Source organism: Noviherbaspirillum humi (genome assembly GCF_900188095.1).
GTDB classification, from domain to species: domain Bacteria; phylum Pseudomonadota; class Gammaproteobacteria; order Burkholderiales; family Burkholderiaceae_D; genus Noviherbaspirillum; species Noviherbaspirillum humi.
Map to the genome: position 1 here is coordinate 617070 of NZ_FZOT01000001.1, position 15833 is coordinate 632902.

Below are 15833 nucleotides of genomic sequence, written 5' to 3' on the forward strand. Positions count from 1 at the left end.
GACCAGGCGCCAGGGAGGGCGGCTGGATCGGTTGACGCAGCGGCACGCAAGCAAAATCATAACAACGCTATGAATTCAGTCATTCAACACGCCAAGCGCCTCATCATCAAGGTTGGCTCGTCCCTCGTCACCAACGATGGCAAGGGCTTGGACATCCAGGCCATCGCGCGCTGGGCGGAACAGATCGCCCACTTGCGCCAGCTCGGCAAGCAGGTGGTGCTGGTCAGTTCCGGCGCGATCGCCGAAGGCATGCAGCGCCTCGGCTTCGACAAGCGGCCGACCGGCGTGCATGAGCTGCAGGCCTGCGCCGCTGTCGGCCAGATGGGCTTGGCGCAGATCTATGAAACCAGCTTCCGCAAACACGGCTTGCACACCGCCCAAGTGCTGCTTACCCATGCCGACCTCGCCGACCGCGAGCGCTATCTGAATGCCCGCTCCACACTGTTCACCCTGCTGAATCTTGGCGTCGTGCCGATCATCAACGAGAACGACACCGTGGTCACGGATGAAATCAAGTTTGGCGACAACGACACGCTGGGCGCGCTGGTGGCCAACCTGATCGAGGGCGATGTTTTGGTAATCCTCACTGATCAGAAGGGCCTGTACACCGCCGATCCGCGGCGCGATCCGGCAGCAGCGTTCGTGCATGAAGCGAAGGCGGGTGATCCGGCGCTGGAGACAATGGCCGGCGGCGCCGGAACGGGCATCGGCAAGGGCGGCATGCTCACGAAAATCCTGGCGGCCAAGCGCGCCGCCACCTCAGGCGCGCATACCGTGATCGCGTGGGGACGGGAAAAGGACGTGTTGACCCGCCTCGCTTCCGGAGAAGCAATCGGCACTCAGCTCACCGCGCAGACGGCGCTGCTGACGGCACGCAAGCAATGGATGGCCGACCACCTGCAGACCGCCGGCAGCGTGACGCTGGATGCGGGCGCAGTACAGAAGCTGACGGCTGAAGGCAAGTCGCTGCTGCCCATCGGCGTGGTTGAAGTCAAGGGGGAGTTCGGTCGCGGCGACGTGATTACCTGCACCGACGACCATGGCCGGGCGATCGCGCGCGGCATGTCGAACTACACCAGCTCCGAGGCGCGACGCATCATGCGCAAGCCGTCATCGGAAATCCTGTCCATTCTCGGTTTTGTCGAGGAGCCGGAACTGATTCATCGCGACAATCTGGTCCTGCTATGACATGGTGCCGCCCACAGGCGGCACAGCGTGTCAGCGCTGAGCGCGCAGACGTTGCACCATTCTCTCCGGCGTACCGGCGATAAGCGAGCCGTCACAGAAGAAATCCCGGGCCAGGGATGCGTGCTGGCGGTTGATGCCGTTGAGGGAAATCTTGTCCCACTGGTCGCGGCGAGATTTCGCCCAGGAACCGTCAGGCCGGCCGATCGCCAGAATCTTTTTCTCGAACGAGCTGCAGCGAATCCCCTCGAAACTGACGTTGGTGGCGCCGGCGGCGCTGCGGCTGACCAAGGTGTAGCGCACCACGCCATCACTGCCGACGGAAATCGATTTGGGATCGACCAGAAAGGTTTGCGTGGCGGTCGCACCGGCGTCGAAAGGAATGAGTTCCGCGGCGACGGGCGGAGCAGGCGGGGCGACCTCCAGTTCGCGCCATACCTTGCCGCCTTCGTCGTCGCCGTCTTCGCCTTCGTTTGGCTGCTGTCCGTGCGCCAGGGCTGCCATGAGCGTCAGGCCGCATACCATGGTGGCAAGCGCCATTCCCTTGCGGCGCGAAGCGGCGAGCGCCGCAGCACCATTAGTGCTCTGTTGAGTCTTGTTTTCTGTCATTCTGGCTTGCTGTTTCCATGCGCGGCCGGTTGCTTTTCCAGGCTTTCGCCCGAGTGGCGGCTGATATGGTTGTGCCTCAGGTAACGAGCGTTCTGGCGCGGCGCGCTCTGTCCGCCGGGGCGAGAAAGAAAGCGCGACAACTCCTGCAGCGCTCTCTGGTAGACTTCGCGCTTGAATTCGATGACCACGTCGAGCGGCACCCAGTAGTCGTGCCAGCGCCAGGCGTCGAATTCAGGATGATCCGTCAGGCGAAGATTGACGTCGCTGTCGCGGCCCACCAGGCGCAGCAGGAACCAGATCTGCTTCTGACCGCGATAATGGCCACGCACCTCGCGCTTGATGAATCGATCCGGCACTTCGTAGCGCAGCCAGTCGCGGGTGCGACCGATGATCTTGACATGCTCGGCCTTGAGGCCGATCTCTTCCTCCAGCTCACGATACATGGCCTGTTCCGGCGTCTCGCCGTACTTGATGCCGCCTTGCGGAAACTGCCACGAATGCTCGCGTACCCGCTTTCCCCACCATACCTCGTTCCGGGTATTGAGCAGGATGATGCCGACGTTAGGGCGGAAGCCTTCACGGTCCAGCATGTTGCACCTCAAAACTTTCTGCGGCTAGACGGCCCCCGTTACATTCATGCCATTTCAGCCGCGCGCGGGCAGCCGGGCAGCCCGGCGGTGCAAGCCCTGCGCGCGAAGTTGATCAATTCTGGAAGTAATGGGGTGCATCAGCCAGCTAATCCTTTAAAATTGAGTCGATTATAACTCTCTCTTTTTAAAAAGAATTCATCGAAATGCGCGCATCACGATTTTTTATTTCCACTCTTAAAGAAGCCCCTTCCGACGCCGAAATCATCAGCCACAAGCTGATGCTGCGCGCCGGCATGATCAAGCGCCTCGGCTCGGGCATCTACAACTACATGCCGATGGGCTTGCGCGTGATCCGCAAGGTGGAAAACATCGTGCGCGAGGAAATGAACCGCGCCGGCGCCATCGAACTGCTGATGCCGGTGGTGCAACCCGCCGAACTGTGGCAGGAAACGGGCCGTTGGGACAAGATGGGTCCCGAGCTGATGCGGGTGAAGGATCGCCACGGTCGCGACTACGCCATCCAGCCGACGTCGGAAGAAGTCGTGACTGACCTGGTGCGCACCGAAATCAAGTCCTACCGCCAGCTGCCGGTCAACTTCTATCACATCCAGACCAAGTTCCGCGACGAGCGCCGGCCCCGCTTCGGTCTGATGCGCGGCCGCGAGTTCACCATGAAGGACGCCTATTCCTTCGACCGCGACGTCGAAGGCATGCAGCGTTCCTATCAGATCATGTACGACGCTTACGTCCGCATCTTCAACCGCTTCGGCCTGCAGTTCCGCGCCGTGGCGGCGGACAACGGCGCCATCGGCGGCTCCGGTTCGCACGAGTTCCACGTGATCGCCGATACCGGCGAGGACGCGCTGGTGTATTGCCCGACTTCTTCCTATGCCGCCAACATCGAGGCGGCCGAGGCGCTGCCGCTGGCGACTTCCCGTCCCGCCGCAACCGAGGCGCTGGTCAAGGCGTCGACTCCCGGCAAGGCGAAATGCGCAGACGTCGCCGAACTGCTCGGCTTGCCGCTGGCGCGCACGGTGAAATCGATCGTGCTCGCCGTGGACGACGAGGAAAAAGGCCCGGCCGGCACTCAGTTGTGGCTGCTGATGCTGCGCGGCGATCATGATCTGAACGAAGTGAAGGCTGGCAAGGTGCCCGGCCTGGCCAACTACCGCTTCGCCAGCGAAGCCGAGATCGTCGACTGGTTCGGCACCGAGCCCGGTTATCTCGGCCCGATTGGCACCCGCAAGCCGGTCAAGGTGGTGGCCGACCGCACCGTGGCCAACATGAGCGACTTCGTCTGCGGCGCCAATGAGGCCGATTTTCACTACACCGGCGCCAACTGGGGCCGCGACGTGCCGGAACCGCTGGTGGCCGACCTGCGCAATGTGGTCGAAGGCGATCCGTCGCCCGACGGCCAAGGCGTGCTCGCCATCCAGCGCGGCATCGAAGTGGGCCATGTGTTCCAGCTCGGCACCCGCTATTCTCAGGACATGAAGGCGACCTATCTGGACGAGACCGGCAAGCCGCAGCTGATGCAAATGGGCTGCTACGGCATCGGCGTGACCCGCATTCTCGGCGCCGCCATCGAGCAGAATTTCGACGACAAGGGCATCATCTGGCCAGCGTCCATCGCGCCGTTCGAAGTGGTGCTGTGCCCGATGGGCTACGACCGCAACGAGCAGGTGCGCGCCGAGGCCGACCGCCTCTACGCCGAACTGCAGGCGGCCGGTATCGACGTCATCCTGGACGACCGCGGCGAACGCCCCGGCGTCATGTTCGCCGACTGGGAGCTGATCGGCGTGCCGCACCGCATCGTCATCGGCGATCGCGGCTTGAAGGAAGGACGCCTGGAGTACCAGGGCCGCCGCGATGCCGCCGCAACGCCGGTCGCCGTGCCGGAGATGGCTGCCTTCATCCAGACCAGGCTGGCGAACGCCTGAGCATGGCGTATGGTTTGACCCGCCTGCGGACGCTGGCCGCGGTGGCCTTGCTGGCGGCCAGCACCCTGGCTTGCGCCGGCAACCAGCGCGAAGAGGCGCTGTCGGATTCCGTCCGGCTCGCTCTGGCCCGCGCCATCAGCGATGCCCGGCCGCCGCAGCCGGCGTTTTCCAACATCGCCGACCGCATCCAGTATCTGAACTGGCTCGGCACCATGTCGGACCGGCTTCGAAAGAAGCTGCCCGACATGCAGGTGCGCCGGGAATTCCTGGAAACCGCCTGGTACGAATCGAAGCGCGCCGGCCTGGAGCCTTCAATGGTGCTGGGGCTGATCCAGGTCGAGTCCGCGTTTCGGAAGTACGCCGTTTCGCCGGTCGGCGCCCATGGCTACATGCAGGTGATGCCGTTCTGGACCCGCGTGATCGGCGACGGCGACCGGCGCAAGCTGTTCCACATGCAGACCAACCTGCGCTACGGCTGCGCCATCCTGCGCATGTATCTCGACATGGAGGGGGGCGATCTATATCTGGCGCTGGGGCGCTACAACGGCAGCCGGGGCCGGCCGGAATATCCGAATGCGGTGCTGGCGGCGAAGCGGCTGTGGGAATTCCCGAGTTGAGGTACCGCGTCGTAACAAGTACGGACGCCGAAAACAAAAACGCCCGCGCGATGCGGGCGTTTTTGTTTGGCCTCTGGAAAGAGGAGGATTATTGCAGGTGGGCCGAAATGAGCTTGGTCATCTCGAACATCGATACCTGCTTCTTTCCGCCAAACACGGCTTTCAGCTTGTCGTCTGCATTGATCATGCGCTTGTTGGCTTCATCCTGCAGCTTGTTCTTCTTGATGTAATCCCACACCTTCTTGGTGACTTCGGTACGCGGCAGGGGATTGGCGCCGATGACTGCACCCAAGGTTTCCGACGGGGTCAGCGGCTTCATGAAGGCGGCGTTGGGCTGGCGCGCGGTTTTCGGCTTGGCGGCCTTTTTCGCTACCGGCTTGGCGGCTGCCTTCTTGGCGGGCGCGGCTTTCTTCGCCGGCGCTGCCTTCTTTGCTACGGGCTTGGCTGCTGCCTTTTTAGCCGGAGCGGCTTTCTTGGCAGGGGCTGCTTTTTTTGCTGCGGGTTTCGCTGCGGCCTTCTTTGCAGCGGGCTTCTTGGCGGCGGTTTTCGCCGCGGTCTTCTTGGCTGTTGCCATCTTAAGCCTCCTTCACAAAGTGTGTGGAATATGCGTCCTATCACGCACCGCTAATAGTGGTGTGGTTTTTATGGCTATGCAAGTGTTTTTTATACGTTTAGACATCATTTTGTCTGCTGCCTGCCACGAGATCTTCAGAGGGAAAACGCGCGTTTTGAAAGCAAAGCGCGGTCCGTCATCAAAAGCGCTCGGCGGCATTGAAGCGGATGCTCATGCAAGGGGCGGGTATTTCTGATCTGGCGCAAGCGCGGAACGCTCGGCGGCGTTGAAGCCAAGGCGGACCGTGGAACAGCCGGGAAGGAGGCACCGGACTTATTGCCGGCGCCGGTCGAGAGGGGGAGATGCGGCCGCCGCTGAAGACGGCCGAGGCGGGAGCGGCTGGCTAGCGCATGCCGCCGTTGGGCATCATGCCCTTCAGGCTGCGCATCATCTTCATCATGCCGCCGCCCTTGAGCTTCTTCATCATCGACTGCATCTGCTCGAACTGGGACAGCATGCGATTGACCTCCTGCACCTGGACGCCGGCGCCGGCGGCGATGCGCCGCTTGCGCGAGGCCTTGATCAGTTCCGGCTTGGCGCGCTCGGCCGGGGTCATGGCATTGATGATGCCTTCCATGCGCCGCACCTGCTTTTCCGCCTGATCCATGCTGGCGCCGCTGGCGGCCTGCTGGAACTGCGCCGGCAGCTTGTCCACCAGGCCGGACAAACCGCCCATCTTCTTCATCTGCGACAGCTGGGCCTTGAAGTCATTCAAGTCGAACTTGCCGCCGCCCTTGATCTTCTGCGCCAGGTCCTGGGCCGCCGCCACGTCGACGCCCTTGCGCGCCTCTTCCACCAGCGCCAGGATGTCGCCCATGCCGAGGATGCGGTTGGCCATGCGGGTCGGATCGAAGGCTTCCAGGCCATCCAGCTTCTCCGCCACGCCGGTGAACTTGATCGGCTTGCCGGTGACGTGGCGCACCGAGAGCGCCGCGCCGCCGCGGGCGTCGCCGTCGAGCTTGGTCAGCACCACGCCGGTCAGCGGCAGGGCATCGTTGAAGGCCTTGGCGGTGTTGATCGCATCCTGGCCGAGCATGGCGTCGACCACGAACAGGGTTTCGATCGGCTTCACCGCCGCATGCAAGGCGGCAATCTCCTGCATCATCGCTTCGTCGATGCCGAGGCGGCCGGCGGTGTCGATGATGAGTACGTCGTGATAATGCTTGCGAGCGTAGTCGAGGGCCGCCAGCGCGATGTCCACCGGCTTGTCGGTCGGCTGGGAAGGGAAGAAGTCGGCGCCGACCTGGCCGGTCACGGTCTGCAACTGGCCGATCGCGGCCGGGCGGTAGACGTCTGCGGATACCGTCAGCACCTTCTTGCGCTGCTGTTCGCGCAGATACTTGGCCAGCTTGCCGACGGTGGTGGTCTTGCCGGCGCCCTGCAGGCCGGCCATCAGGATCACCGCCGGCGGCTGGGTGGCGAAGTTCAACTGCGAGGCATCCGGCCCGAGGTCGGCGCCCATGATGTCCGCCAGCTCCCGCTGGACCACGCCGACCAGCGCCTGGCCGGGCGTGAGGGAGCCGATGACTTCCTCGCCGACAGCCTTTTCCTTCACCTTGGCGATGAATTCGCGCACGGCCGGCAGTGCCACGTCTGCTTCCAGCAGCGCCAAGCGCACTTCACGCAGCATCTCGGCGGTATTGGATTCGGTCAGGCGGGCCTCGCCACGCATGGTCTTGACGACTTTGGCAAGGCGTTGGGTGAGATTGTCGAGCATGGATGTGGATATGGTGAAATGACAAGCGATGCGCCGCGCGGCGATCGGAAAGAGGGCCATTTTACCCGATGAAGCCTGCGCGGTCCGCGCACAGGGCATGCGCGGGCCGGCCTTTCGCCCGGGTATGGAAAGCCCCCGCGCCGCGCCGCCGCTTGAAACCGGAATCGGGTCCCGGGCAGGGATGATGACAGCCGGACATGGTGTAAACTCGAATTCTTTCCCCACCCTCCGGCGCAATGCAAACGATCTTCTTCATCATGGCGGCGTTGCTGTATGCGGTCTGCGCGTTCCTGCCGGCCCGCTTCAAGACGGCGATCTCGCTCGGAACGGCGTTCGGCTGGCTGCTGCATGGCGCGGCGCTCGGTGCCGACGTCATCGTTCCCGGCGCCGTCAGAATCGGCTTCGCGGTCGTGCTGTCGGCGACGCTGTGGGTTTCGGTCGCGGCCTACTGGCTGGAGAACCGGAATTTCTCCCTCGACGGCTTGCGCGTGCTGGTGTTGCCCTGCGCAGCCCTCGCGGTGCTGCTGCCGGCCATCTTCCCGGGCAGCGTGGTGCCCCTGTCGGCCAAGTCCTCGCTTTTCCCCTGGCATATCGCCATCGCCATCCTTGCCTACAGTTCCCTGACCATCGCCGCCTTCCACGCAGTGCTGATGGCGCTGCAGGAGTCGCGCCTGCACGGCCGTCAGGGCGCCGGCAAGGACAGCTGGCTGGATGCGGCGATCGATCGCCTGCCGGCCCTGCTGACCATGGAAAAGCTGCTGTTTCGCCTCATCGGATTCGGCTTCTTCCTTCTCAGCCTGACGGTGCTTTCCGGCATCGTCTTCTCCGAACAGCTGTTCGGCATTCCCTTCCAGTGGGATCACAAGACCGTCTTCACGCTGCTGTCCTGGGCGCTCTTCGGCTTGCTGCTTGCCGGCCGCTATCTGCGCGGCTGGCGCGGCAAGACGGCGCTCAGCTTCACGCTTTCCGGATTCGCCACGCTGCTGCTGGCTTACGTCGGCAGCCGATTCGTGCTGGAAGTCGTTCTGCACCGGAGCCTGGCATGAAGCTGCTGTTCTGGCTGTTGATCGCGGCCCTGGTGGTCGCCTGGTATATGCGGGGCAAATCGCTGGCGAGCCATTCCGGCGGCCGGGGCCGGGGCGCGGCCGGCGCTCAGGCTGACCGGCTCGGCCGGCCCGAGGAAATGCTGGCCTGCGCCCGATGCCAGCTTCATGTGCCGGCATCGGAAGCCCTGTTCGACCTGGCCGGACGGCCCTATTGCTGCGAACAGCATTTCCGCCTCGGAGCCGGGGGCTGATGTCCCTGCTCAGCGGCCTGGGCACCGCCGAAACCCGCGCCGCCTTCTGGCGCCCGCTCCAGACCTTCGGCTTCACCCGCATCGTCATCGTTGCGGTGCTGCTGCTCTTCCTGGCCTTCAACGGCCGCCCGCTGCTCGGCAACGACCAGCCATTCGGGCGTGATACCTACCTGCTATATCTGGCGGCCGCCATTGGCTTCTGGCTGCTGAGCGTTTACCAGCGCCGCTATTTTCTGCTGCAGCTGCTGTTGCAACTGGCCATCGACATCGCCTGCATCACGCTGCTCTACGTCGCCGCCGGCGGCGTGCAGAGCGGGCTCGCCATCCTCTATCTGTTTCCGCTGTGCGGCGGAGCGATTCTGACGCCGCTCGTGCCGGCGCTGTTCCTGGTGTCGGTGGTGACGCTGATCATGCTCGGCGAAAGCGGCTACCAGGTGCTGCTATCGGCCAATGACGTTTCCACTTCCCGCGCCGGCCTGTTCGGCGCCGCTTTCTTTGCCGCCGTCTTCCTCATCAACCGCCTCGCCGGCAAGCTCATCAAGCAGGAAGACCTGGCAGCGCAGCGCGGCCGCGACCTGAGAGTGCAGGAAGCCATCAACCAGCTCATCATCGCCGACATGGAAGACGGCATCCTGGTGACCGGTCCCGAACTGGCGATCTTCGCCTGCAATCCCGCGGCGGAGCGCATGCTCGGTTTGAAGCCCGGCATGGCGCCCGAGTGGAATCTCGACGAAGTGCCCGCGCTGCAACCCATCGCCGATGCCTTCCTCGGCTGGATGAAGCGCGCGGCGGATGGCGAGGACGCCGACGCATCCGCCTTCGTGGTGGTCAAGCCGAGCGAAGAGCAGCCGAACCTGCAGCGCACGACTGTTATGGGGCAGGGCGGGCGACTAGAAATGGCGGCGCACCTGAGGTTGCGCTTCGCCCGGGTTCGTTCCAGTGCCGTGGCGGACGACCGCGCCGTCATTTTTCTGCAGGACATGACCCGCATCGAGAGCCAGGCGCAGGAATTGAAGCTGGCATCCATGGGCCGTCTCACCGCCAGTATCGCCCACGAGGTGCGAAATCCGCTGTCGGCGATCGGCCATGCCGCCTCGCTGCTGAAGGAAGACCTGGTGCTCCCCACTCAGCAGCGACTGCTGAAGATCATCGGCGACAACGTGAGCCGCCTGAACCGCATGATCGAAGACATCCTCAAGCTGTCGCGCAAGGCCCAGATGAATGACGAGGAGCTGCCGCTCGCTTCCTTCCTGCCCCGGCTGCTCGGCGAGTTCGGCGAAACCCAGTCGCTGCCGCCGACGCTGATCGGACTCGGTCCAGTCGGCGGCCATACGGTACGCTTCGACCCGCTGCACCTGGAAGAAGTGCTGGTCAACCTGCTCACCAATGCGCTGCGCTACGCCAGCAAGCGCGACGGCAGCATCCGCATCTGGGCGGTCGCTCAGAAGTCGGGCCGGCTCGAACTGCACGTCCAGGACGACGGCCCAGGCATCGAGCCGAAAGTCAGGGCGCACCTGTTCGAGCCTTTCTACACCACCTCCAGCAAGGGCACCGGGCTCGGCCTCTACCTGGCGCGCGAACTGTGCCTGAACAACGGCGCCATGCTGGATTATGAATATCGCCATGAAAAGCCGGAGGGGCGAGGCGATCATCTGAGCGGCCGCTTCGTCATCACCCTGGTCGCGTCGCAGCCGGCGCTGTCCGGCCACCCATCCCCATGAACATGGTGTGGCGCGCAGCGCAGCGCGCCTACTTTTCCCTCGCTTCGCCTGTTTACATTGGGTAAGCTTGGGGATTGATCGATCCGGGGCCGGCTCCCGGGCTGGATGATTCTTCTATTAATATGAGTTCCCCGCGTATCCTGATTGTTGACGACGAAGCAGACCTGCGCGAGCTGCTGGAAATCACGCTGCTTAAGATGGGCCTCGACGTGGACAGCGCCGACTGTCTCGCCGCCGCCCGCGACAGCCTGGCCTGCCGCGATTACGCGCTGGTGCTGACCGACATGCGCCTGCCGGACGGTTTCGGCATCGACCTGGTGCGCGAGATCGCCCGCATGCCGCGCCATACGCCGGTGGCCGTGATCACCGCCTTTGGCAGCGCCGACAATGCGGTCGCCGCCCTCAAGGCCGGCGCCTTCGATTACCTGTCCAAGCCGGTCGGCCTGGACCAGCTCAGGCAAATGGTGCAATCGGCGCTGCGCATGGATGGCCTGTCGGGCTCATCCGCCGGTTCGTCGCCTTCGGCTTCCGGGAAGTCGCCTCTGCTCGGCGAATCGCCCGTCATGCAGGATCTGCGCGTCCAGATCGCGCGCCTGGCGCGCAGCATGGCGCCGGTTTCCATCCACGGCGAATCCGGCAGCGGCAAGGAACTCGCGGCGCGCGCCATCCATGTACACAGCAACCGCGCCGACAAGCCTTTCATCGCCGTCAACTGCGGCGCCATTCCCGAGACCCTGATGGAAGCCGAATTCTTCGGCTATCGAAAGGGGGCGTTCACCGGCGCCAACGACGACCGCGATGGCTTCTTCCAGGCGGCCAACGGCGGCACGCTGATGCTCGACGAAGTCGCCGAACTGCCCTTGCCGATGCAGGTGAAGCTGCTGCGCGCCATCCAGGAGCGGCGGGTGCGCAAGGTCGGCGCCACGGTGGAGGAGCCGGTCGATGTGCGCCTCATCAGCGCGACCCACCAGGATCTGGAAAAGTGCGTCGCCGACGGCAAGTTCCGCCAGGACCTCTACTACCGGCTCAATGTCATCGAGTTGCGCCTGCCGCCGCTGCGCGAGCGTCTCGACGATCTCGGCATGCTGTCGGAAGCCATCCTGAACCGGCTGGCGCCGGCCGGCATGCGCGCCCGCCTGGCGCCGGAAGCGCTCGACGCGCTGCGCCAGCATGCCTTCCCCGGCAATGTGCGAGAGCTGGAAAACATTCTCGAGCGCGCACTGGCGTTCGCCAACGACGGCATCATCCAGGTCATCGACCTGGGGCTGAAGCCGGTCAGCCAGTCCCTCGCGCCTGTCGTGGCCGAGGCGCGGGAAGTGCCGCAGCCGGCCGTCGCCGCGCCCGTCGAGGCGGCTCCACCGGCGGCGCCCCGGACACCGACGGCATCGGCCGCGCCAGCGCAGGAGGAATTGCCGAACTGCCTGCCCCAGCATCTCGATGAGATCGAGCGCCAGGTGATCCTGAGGGCGCTGCAGCGCACCCGCTTCAACCGTACCCAGGCCGCCGAACTGCTCGGCATCAGCTTTCGCCAGCTGCGCTATCGCATGCAGCGCTTGTCCATCCGCGAGCCGGAATGACGTCCGGCCTGCATGTCGGCGCGGACGGCTGGTGCGCCGGCGCTCTCCACGAACCGTCCCCCAATTTCGACGACCGGGCCGATGGCATGCCCATCGATCTGCTGGTGATTCACAACATCAGCCTGCCGCCCGGCGAGTTCGGCGGTCCCTATATCGCGGACCTGTTCTGCAATCGCCTCGATTGCGACTTGCATCCTTACTTCGATCAGCTGCGCGCGTTGAAGGTGTCGGCGCACTTCCTCGTCCGGCGCGATGGCGCCATCATCCAATTCGTCTCGGCCAATCAGCGCGCATGGCATGCCGGGGCCTCCCGCTTCGGCGACCGGGAGCGCTGCAACGATTTCTCGATCGGCATCGAAGTCGAGGGCACCGATTTCGAACCCTTCGAGCCGGTGCAGTATGCGCGTCTGGCGGAGCTGACCGAGGCGCTTTGCCGGCGCTATGCGCTTGCCGATGTCACAGGCCATGAGCATGTGGCTCCTGGGCGCAAGACCGATCCCGGCCCCTTCTTCGATTGGCAGCGTTATCGGGCACTGGTCAGTGCGACGGCACCGAATGCATCCGCCGCGTTGCAGTTCCCCAAGAGTAACGAATGCTGATTCTGTCAAGCCGACGCAACGCAAATTTGCTGTAAAAAACTTATTGCACACTACGCATCGACCTACTAGAATTAGTTTCACCAGCCCGCCAAACCACTAGATGTAGTACCAAAAACCTGGTATTGCGGCGGCGGCAAGATGCAGAAAGTCAATAATTTCAAGGGTTTCCCTTGCTGAATTAAAGTCGTTCGGCAGTGTCGGCGGGCATACCGTCCACTAGCATCCCCGATTCAGACCCTGCATCCCTGGCTTGCGCCCGTGCGCGAGGCGGCACCCAATTGGCGAACGGCCCACCCTAGGGCTGCTCACAACGACAAACACCCAGCCGAAAAGCTGAGCACAACACAACTAAAGGAGGCTCGATGCACTCTACTCAGGAAGTTTCCGTCAAATCCGCAAACGAACTCGGCATGATCGCTCCCCGCAATCCCGCAGCGCCCGCGACGACGACCAACCTGTCGGTCAATCTCGGCGACTACAAGATCATCCGCCGCAACGGCACGGTGGTCGGCTTCGAGCCGTCCAAGATTTCCATCGCGATGACCAAGGCCTTCCTCGCCGTGAACGGCGGGCAGGGTGCGGCATCGGTGCGGGTGCGCGAGCTGGTCGAGCAGCTGACCGCCAGCGTGGTTTCCGCCCTGGTGCGCCGCCAGCCGGCCGGCGGCACTTTTCACATCGAAGACATTCAGGACCAGGTCGAGCTCTCCCTGATGCGCTCCGGCGAGCATGACGTCGCCCGCGCCTATGTGCTGTACCGCGCCAAGCGCATGGAAGAGCGCGCACAGCAGTCCAAGACCGCTGCCGACACGCCGCAGGTGCATGTGGTGGAAAACGGCGAGCGCCGTCCGCTGGACGTGGCCCAGGTGCGCGACCTGATCACCGCCGCCTGCATCGGACTGGAAAAGCATGTCGATGCCGAAGCCATCCTGGCCGAGACGCTGAAGAACCTGTACGACGGCGTGCCGGTTGAAGAGCTGCACAAGTCCGCCATCCTGGCCGCGCGCGCGCTGATGGAAAAGGATCCGGCCTACAGCAAGGTCACTTCCCGCCTGCTGATGCACACCATCCGCAAGGAGGTGTTCGGCCAGGAAGTAGCGCAGCAGGATGCCGCCGCCGCCTACATCGATTACTTCCCGCGCTTCATCAAGAAGGGCATCGAAGCCGACCTGCTCGATGCCAAGCTGGCTCAGTTTGACCTGCAGAAACTGGCCGAGGCGCTCAAGCCCGAGCACGACCTGAAGTTCGGCTACCTCGGCCTGCAGACGCTGTACGACCGCTACTTCCTGCACATCAACGGCACTCGCATCGAGATGCCGCAAGCCTTCTTCATGCGCGTGGCGATGGGCCTGTCGCTGAATGAGATCGACCGCGAGGCGCGCGCCATCGAGTTCTACAATCTGCTGTCGAGCTTCGACTTCATGAGCTCCACGCCGACCCTGTTCAACTCCGGCACCCAGCGTTCGCAGCTGTCCTCCTGCTACCTGACCACCGTCTCCGACGACCTCGACGGCATCTACGAAGCCATCAAGGAAAACGCGCTGCTGGCCAAGTACGCCGGCGGACTCGGCAACGACTGGACCCCGGTGCGCGCGCTCGGCTCCCATATCAAGGGGACCAACGGCAAGTCGCAGGGCGTGGTGCCCTTCCTGAAGGTGGTGAACGACACCGCCGTCGCCGTCAACCAGGGCGGCAAGCGCAAGGGCGCCGTCTGCGCCTACCTGGAAACCTGGCACATGGACATCGAGGAATTCCTCGACCTGCGCAAGAACACCGGCGACGACCGCCGCCGCACCCACGACATGAACACCGCGAACTGGATTCCCGACCTGTTCATGAAGCGCGTGATGGAAAAGGGCGAGTGGACCCTGTTCTCCCCGAGCGACGTGCCGGACCTGCACGACAAGTACGGCCGCGCCTTCGAGGAAGCCTACCTCGGCTACGAAGCCAAGGCCGCCCGCGGCGAGCTGAAGCTGTTCAAGAAGGTGCAGGCGCTCGACCTGTGGCGCAAGATGCTGTCGATGCTGTTCGAGACCGGCCATCCCTGGATCACCTTCAAGGATCCATGCAATATCCGCTCGCCGCAGCAGCATGTCGGCGTGGTGCACAGCTCCAACCTTTGCACCGAGATCACGCTCAACACCAATGACAGCGAAATCGCCGTCTGCAACCTCGGCTCGGTCAACCTGCCGGCGCACATGGTGGACGGCAAGCTCGATCACGCCAAGCTGCAGAAGACGATCCGCACGGCAATGCGCATGCTCGACAACGTGGTCGACATCAACTACTACGCGGTGAAGAAGGCGCGCGACTCCAACCTGCGCCATCGCCCGGTCGGCATGGGCATCATGGGCTTCCAGGACTGCCTGCACATGATGCGCGTGCCGTACGCCTCCGCCGATGCGGTGGAGTTCGCCGACCGCTCCATGGAAGCAGTGTGCTACTACGCCTACTGGGCCTCGACCGAGCTGGCCGAAGAGCGCGGCCGCTACAGCTCCTACCGCGGCTCGCTGTGGGATCGCGGCATCCTGCCGCAGGACTCCCTCAAGCTGCTGGCGGAAGAGCGCGGCGGCTACCTGGAAGTCGACACCACCGAGAGCATGGACTGGGATGCCCTGCGCAGCCGCATCAAGCAGCACGGCATGCGCAATTCGAACTGCGTGGCGATCGCCCCGACGGCGACCATCTCGAACATCATCGACGTCTCCGCCTGCATCGAGCCGACTTACCAGAATCTGTATGTGAAGTCGAACCTGTCGGGCGAATTTACCGAGATCAACGAGAACCTGGTGCGCGATCTGAAGGCCCGCGGCCTGTGGGATGAAGTCATGGTCGCCGACCTCAAGTACTTCGACGGCAGTCTGGCCAAGATCGACCGCATCCCGCAGGACCTGCGCGACCTCTACGCCACCGCGTTCGAAGTCGAACCGAAGTGGCTGGTCGAAGCGGCTTCCCGCCGCCAGAAGTGGATCGACCAGGCGCAGTCGCTGAACATCTACATGGCGGGCGCCTCCGGCAAGAAGCTCGACGAGACCTACAAGCTGGCCTGGCTGCGCGGTCTGAAAACGACCTACTACCTGCGCACCATCGGCGCCACTCACGCAGAGAAGTCGACCACCCGCGCCGGCGCCCTCAACGCGGTCTCCGCCAACGGTGCGCTGAACGGCGCAGCAGGCGCGGCAGCCGCGCCGGCGGAAGTGCCCGCCGAGGACATCGCCGGTCCGGCATGCATGCTGCGCCCCGGCGACCCCGGCTTCGAGGAATGCGAAGCCTGCCAGTAACCCCGTCGTTGTGACATAGCGCAGGACATGTTCCTGCGCTTACTTGAAGATAACGATCGACTCACTACAATATTCAGCAAGGAAAAATCA

At 63.9% G+C, this 15833-nt stretch carries 13 protein-coding genes; 9 read left to right on the plus strand and 4 right to left on the minus strand.

Annotated features, from left to right (window positions below; translation table 11 throughout):
- Nucleotides 1–69 precede the first annotated feature (69 nt).
- Nucleotides 70–1188, plus strand: coding sequence for a glutamate 5-kinase (gene proB / locus CHB88_RS02975; protein ID WP_089397771.1), 1119 nt, complete (start codon nucleotides 70–72; stop codon nucleotides 1186–1188).
- Between the two features lie 30 nt (nucleotides 1189–1218).
- Here proB and CHB88_RS02980 read toward each other — a convergent pair whose 3' ends face one another.
- Both CHB88_RS02980 and CHB88_RS02985 read right to left on the minus strand, forming a co-directional pair.
- On the minus strand, nucleotides 1219–1794 hold the full coding sequence (locus CHB88_RS02980; protein ID WP_089397772.1) for a CNP1-like family protein: 576 nt from the start codon (nucleotides 1792–1794) through the stop codon (nucleotides 1219–1221).
- Complete coding sequence (locus tag CHB88_RS02985) at nucleotides 1791–2384, minus strand: RNA pyrophosphohydrolase (RefSeq protein WP_089397773.1); 594 nt, start codon at nucleotides 2382–2384, stop codon at nucleotides 1791–1793. The genes CHB88_RS02980 and CHB88_RS02985 overlap by 4 nt, the downstream gene beginning before the upstream one ends.
- 203 nt (nucleotides 2385–2587) lie before the next feature.
- Here CHB88_RS02985 and CHB88_RS02990 point away from each other — a divergent pair, with 203 nt between their 5' ends.
- Nucleotides 2588–4324: a proline--tRNA ligase gene (locus CHB88_RS02990; RefSeq protein ID WP_089397774.1), complete on the plus strand. Its 1737-nt coding sequence runs from the start codon at nucleotides 2588–2590 to the stop codon at nucleotides 4322–4324.
- Nucleotides 4325–4326: 2 nt separating this feature from the next.
- Nucleotides 4327–4941, plus strand: coding sequence for a lytic transglycosylase domain-containing protein (locus tag CHB88_RS02995; protein ID WP_089397775.1), 615 nt, complete (start codon nucleotides 4327–4329; stop codon nucleotides 4939–4941).
- An 88-nt stretch (nucleotides 4942–5029) separates the two neighbouring features.
- Here the strand turns inward: CHB88_RS02995 and CHB88_RS03000 are convergent, their stop codons facing one another.
- Both CHB88_RS03000 and ffh read right to left on the minus strand, forming a co-directional pair.
- Entirely contained in the window at nucleotides 5030–5515 is a 486-nt protein-coding gene (locus tag CHB88_RS03000; protein ID WP_089397776.1) for an SWIB/MDM2 domain-containing protein, read from the minus strand.
- 382 nt (nucleotides 5516–5897) lie between these two features.
- On the minus strand, nucleotides 5898–7271 hold the full coding sequence (gene ffh / locus CHB88_RS03005; protein ID WP_089397891.1) for a signal recognition particle protein: 1374 nt from the start codon (nucleotides 7269–7271) through the stop codon (nucleotides 5898–5900).
- A 236-nt stretch (nucleotides 7272–7507) separates the two neighbouring features.
- Here ffh and CHB88_RS03010 point away from each other — a divergent pair, with 236 nt between their 5' ends.
- The 6 genes from CHB88_RS03010 to CHB88_RS03035 all read left to right on the plus strand — a co-directional run bounded on the left by CHB88_RS03010 (nucleotide 7508) and on the right by CHB88_RS03035 (nucleotide 15743).
- On the plus strand, nucleotides 7508–8317 hold the full coding sequence (locus tag CHB88_RS03010) for a cytochrome C assembly family protein (RefSeq protein ID WP_089397777.1): 810 nt from the start codon (nucleotides 7508–7510) through the stop codon (nucleotides 8315–8317).
- Nucleotides 8314–8568 carry a PP0621 family protein gene (locus CHB88_RS03015; RefSeq protein WP_176442293.1) on the plus strand — a complete coding sequence of 85 codons (255 nt, stop codon included), beginning with the start codon at nucleotides 8314–8316 and terminating at the stop codon, nucleotides 8566–8568. The genes CHB88_RS03010 and CHB88_RS03015 overlap by 4 nt, the downstream gene beginning before the upstream one ends.
- Nucleotides 8568–10289: a sensor histidine kinase gene (locus CHB88_RS03020; RefSeq protein WP_089397778.1), complete on the plus strand. Its 1722-nt coding sequence runs from the start codon at nucleotides 8568–8570 to the stop codon at nucleotides 10287–10289. Before CHB88_RS03015 ends, CHB88_RS03020 begins: the two co-directional genes overlap by 1 nt.
- Nucleotides 10290–10411: 122 nt before the next feature.
- The gene (locus CHB88_RS03025) at nucleotides 10412–11866 is read left to right on the plus strand and encodes a sigma-54-dependent transcriptional regulator (RefSeq protein WP_089397779.1); all 1455 of its coding nucleotides are present in this window, start codon (nucleotides 10412–10414) and stop codon (nucleotides 11864–11866) included.
- Nucleotides 11863–12465: a 1,6-anhydro-N-acetylmuramyl-L-alanine amidase AmpD gene (gene ampD / locus CHB88_RS03030; RefSeq protein WP_089397780.1), complete on the plus strand. Its 603-nt coding sequence runs from the start codon at nucleotides 11863–11865 to the stop codon at nucleotides 12463–12465. The genes CHB88_RS03025 and ampD overlap by 4 nt, the downstream gene beginning before the upstream one ends.
- Nucleotides 12466–12875: 410 nt before the next feature.
- The gene (locus CHB88_RS03035) at nucleotides 12876–15743 is read left to right on the plus strand and encodes a ribonucleoside-diphosphate reductase subunit alpha (RefSeq protein WP_425436049.1); all 2868 of its coding nucleotides are present in this window, start codon (nucleotides 12876–12878) and stop codon (nucleotides 15741–15743) included.
- Nucleotides 15744–15833: the final 90 nt, after the last annotated feature.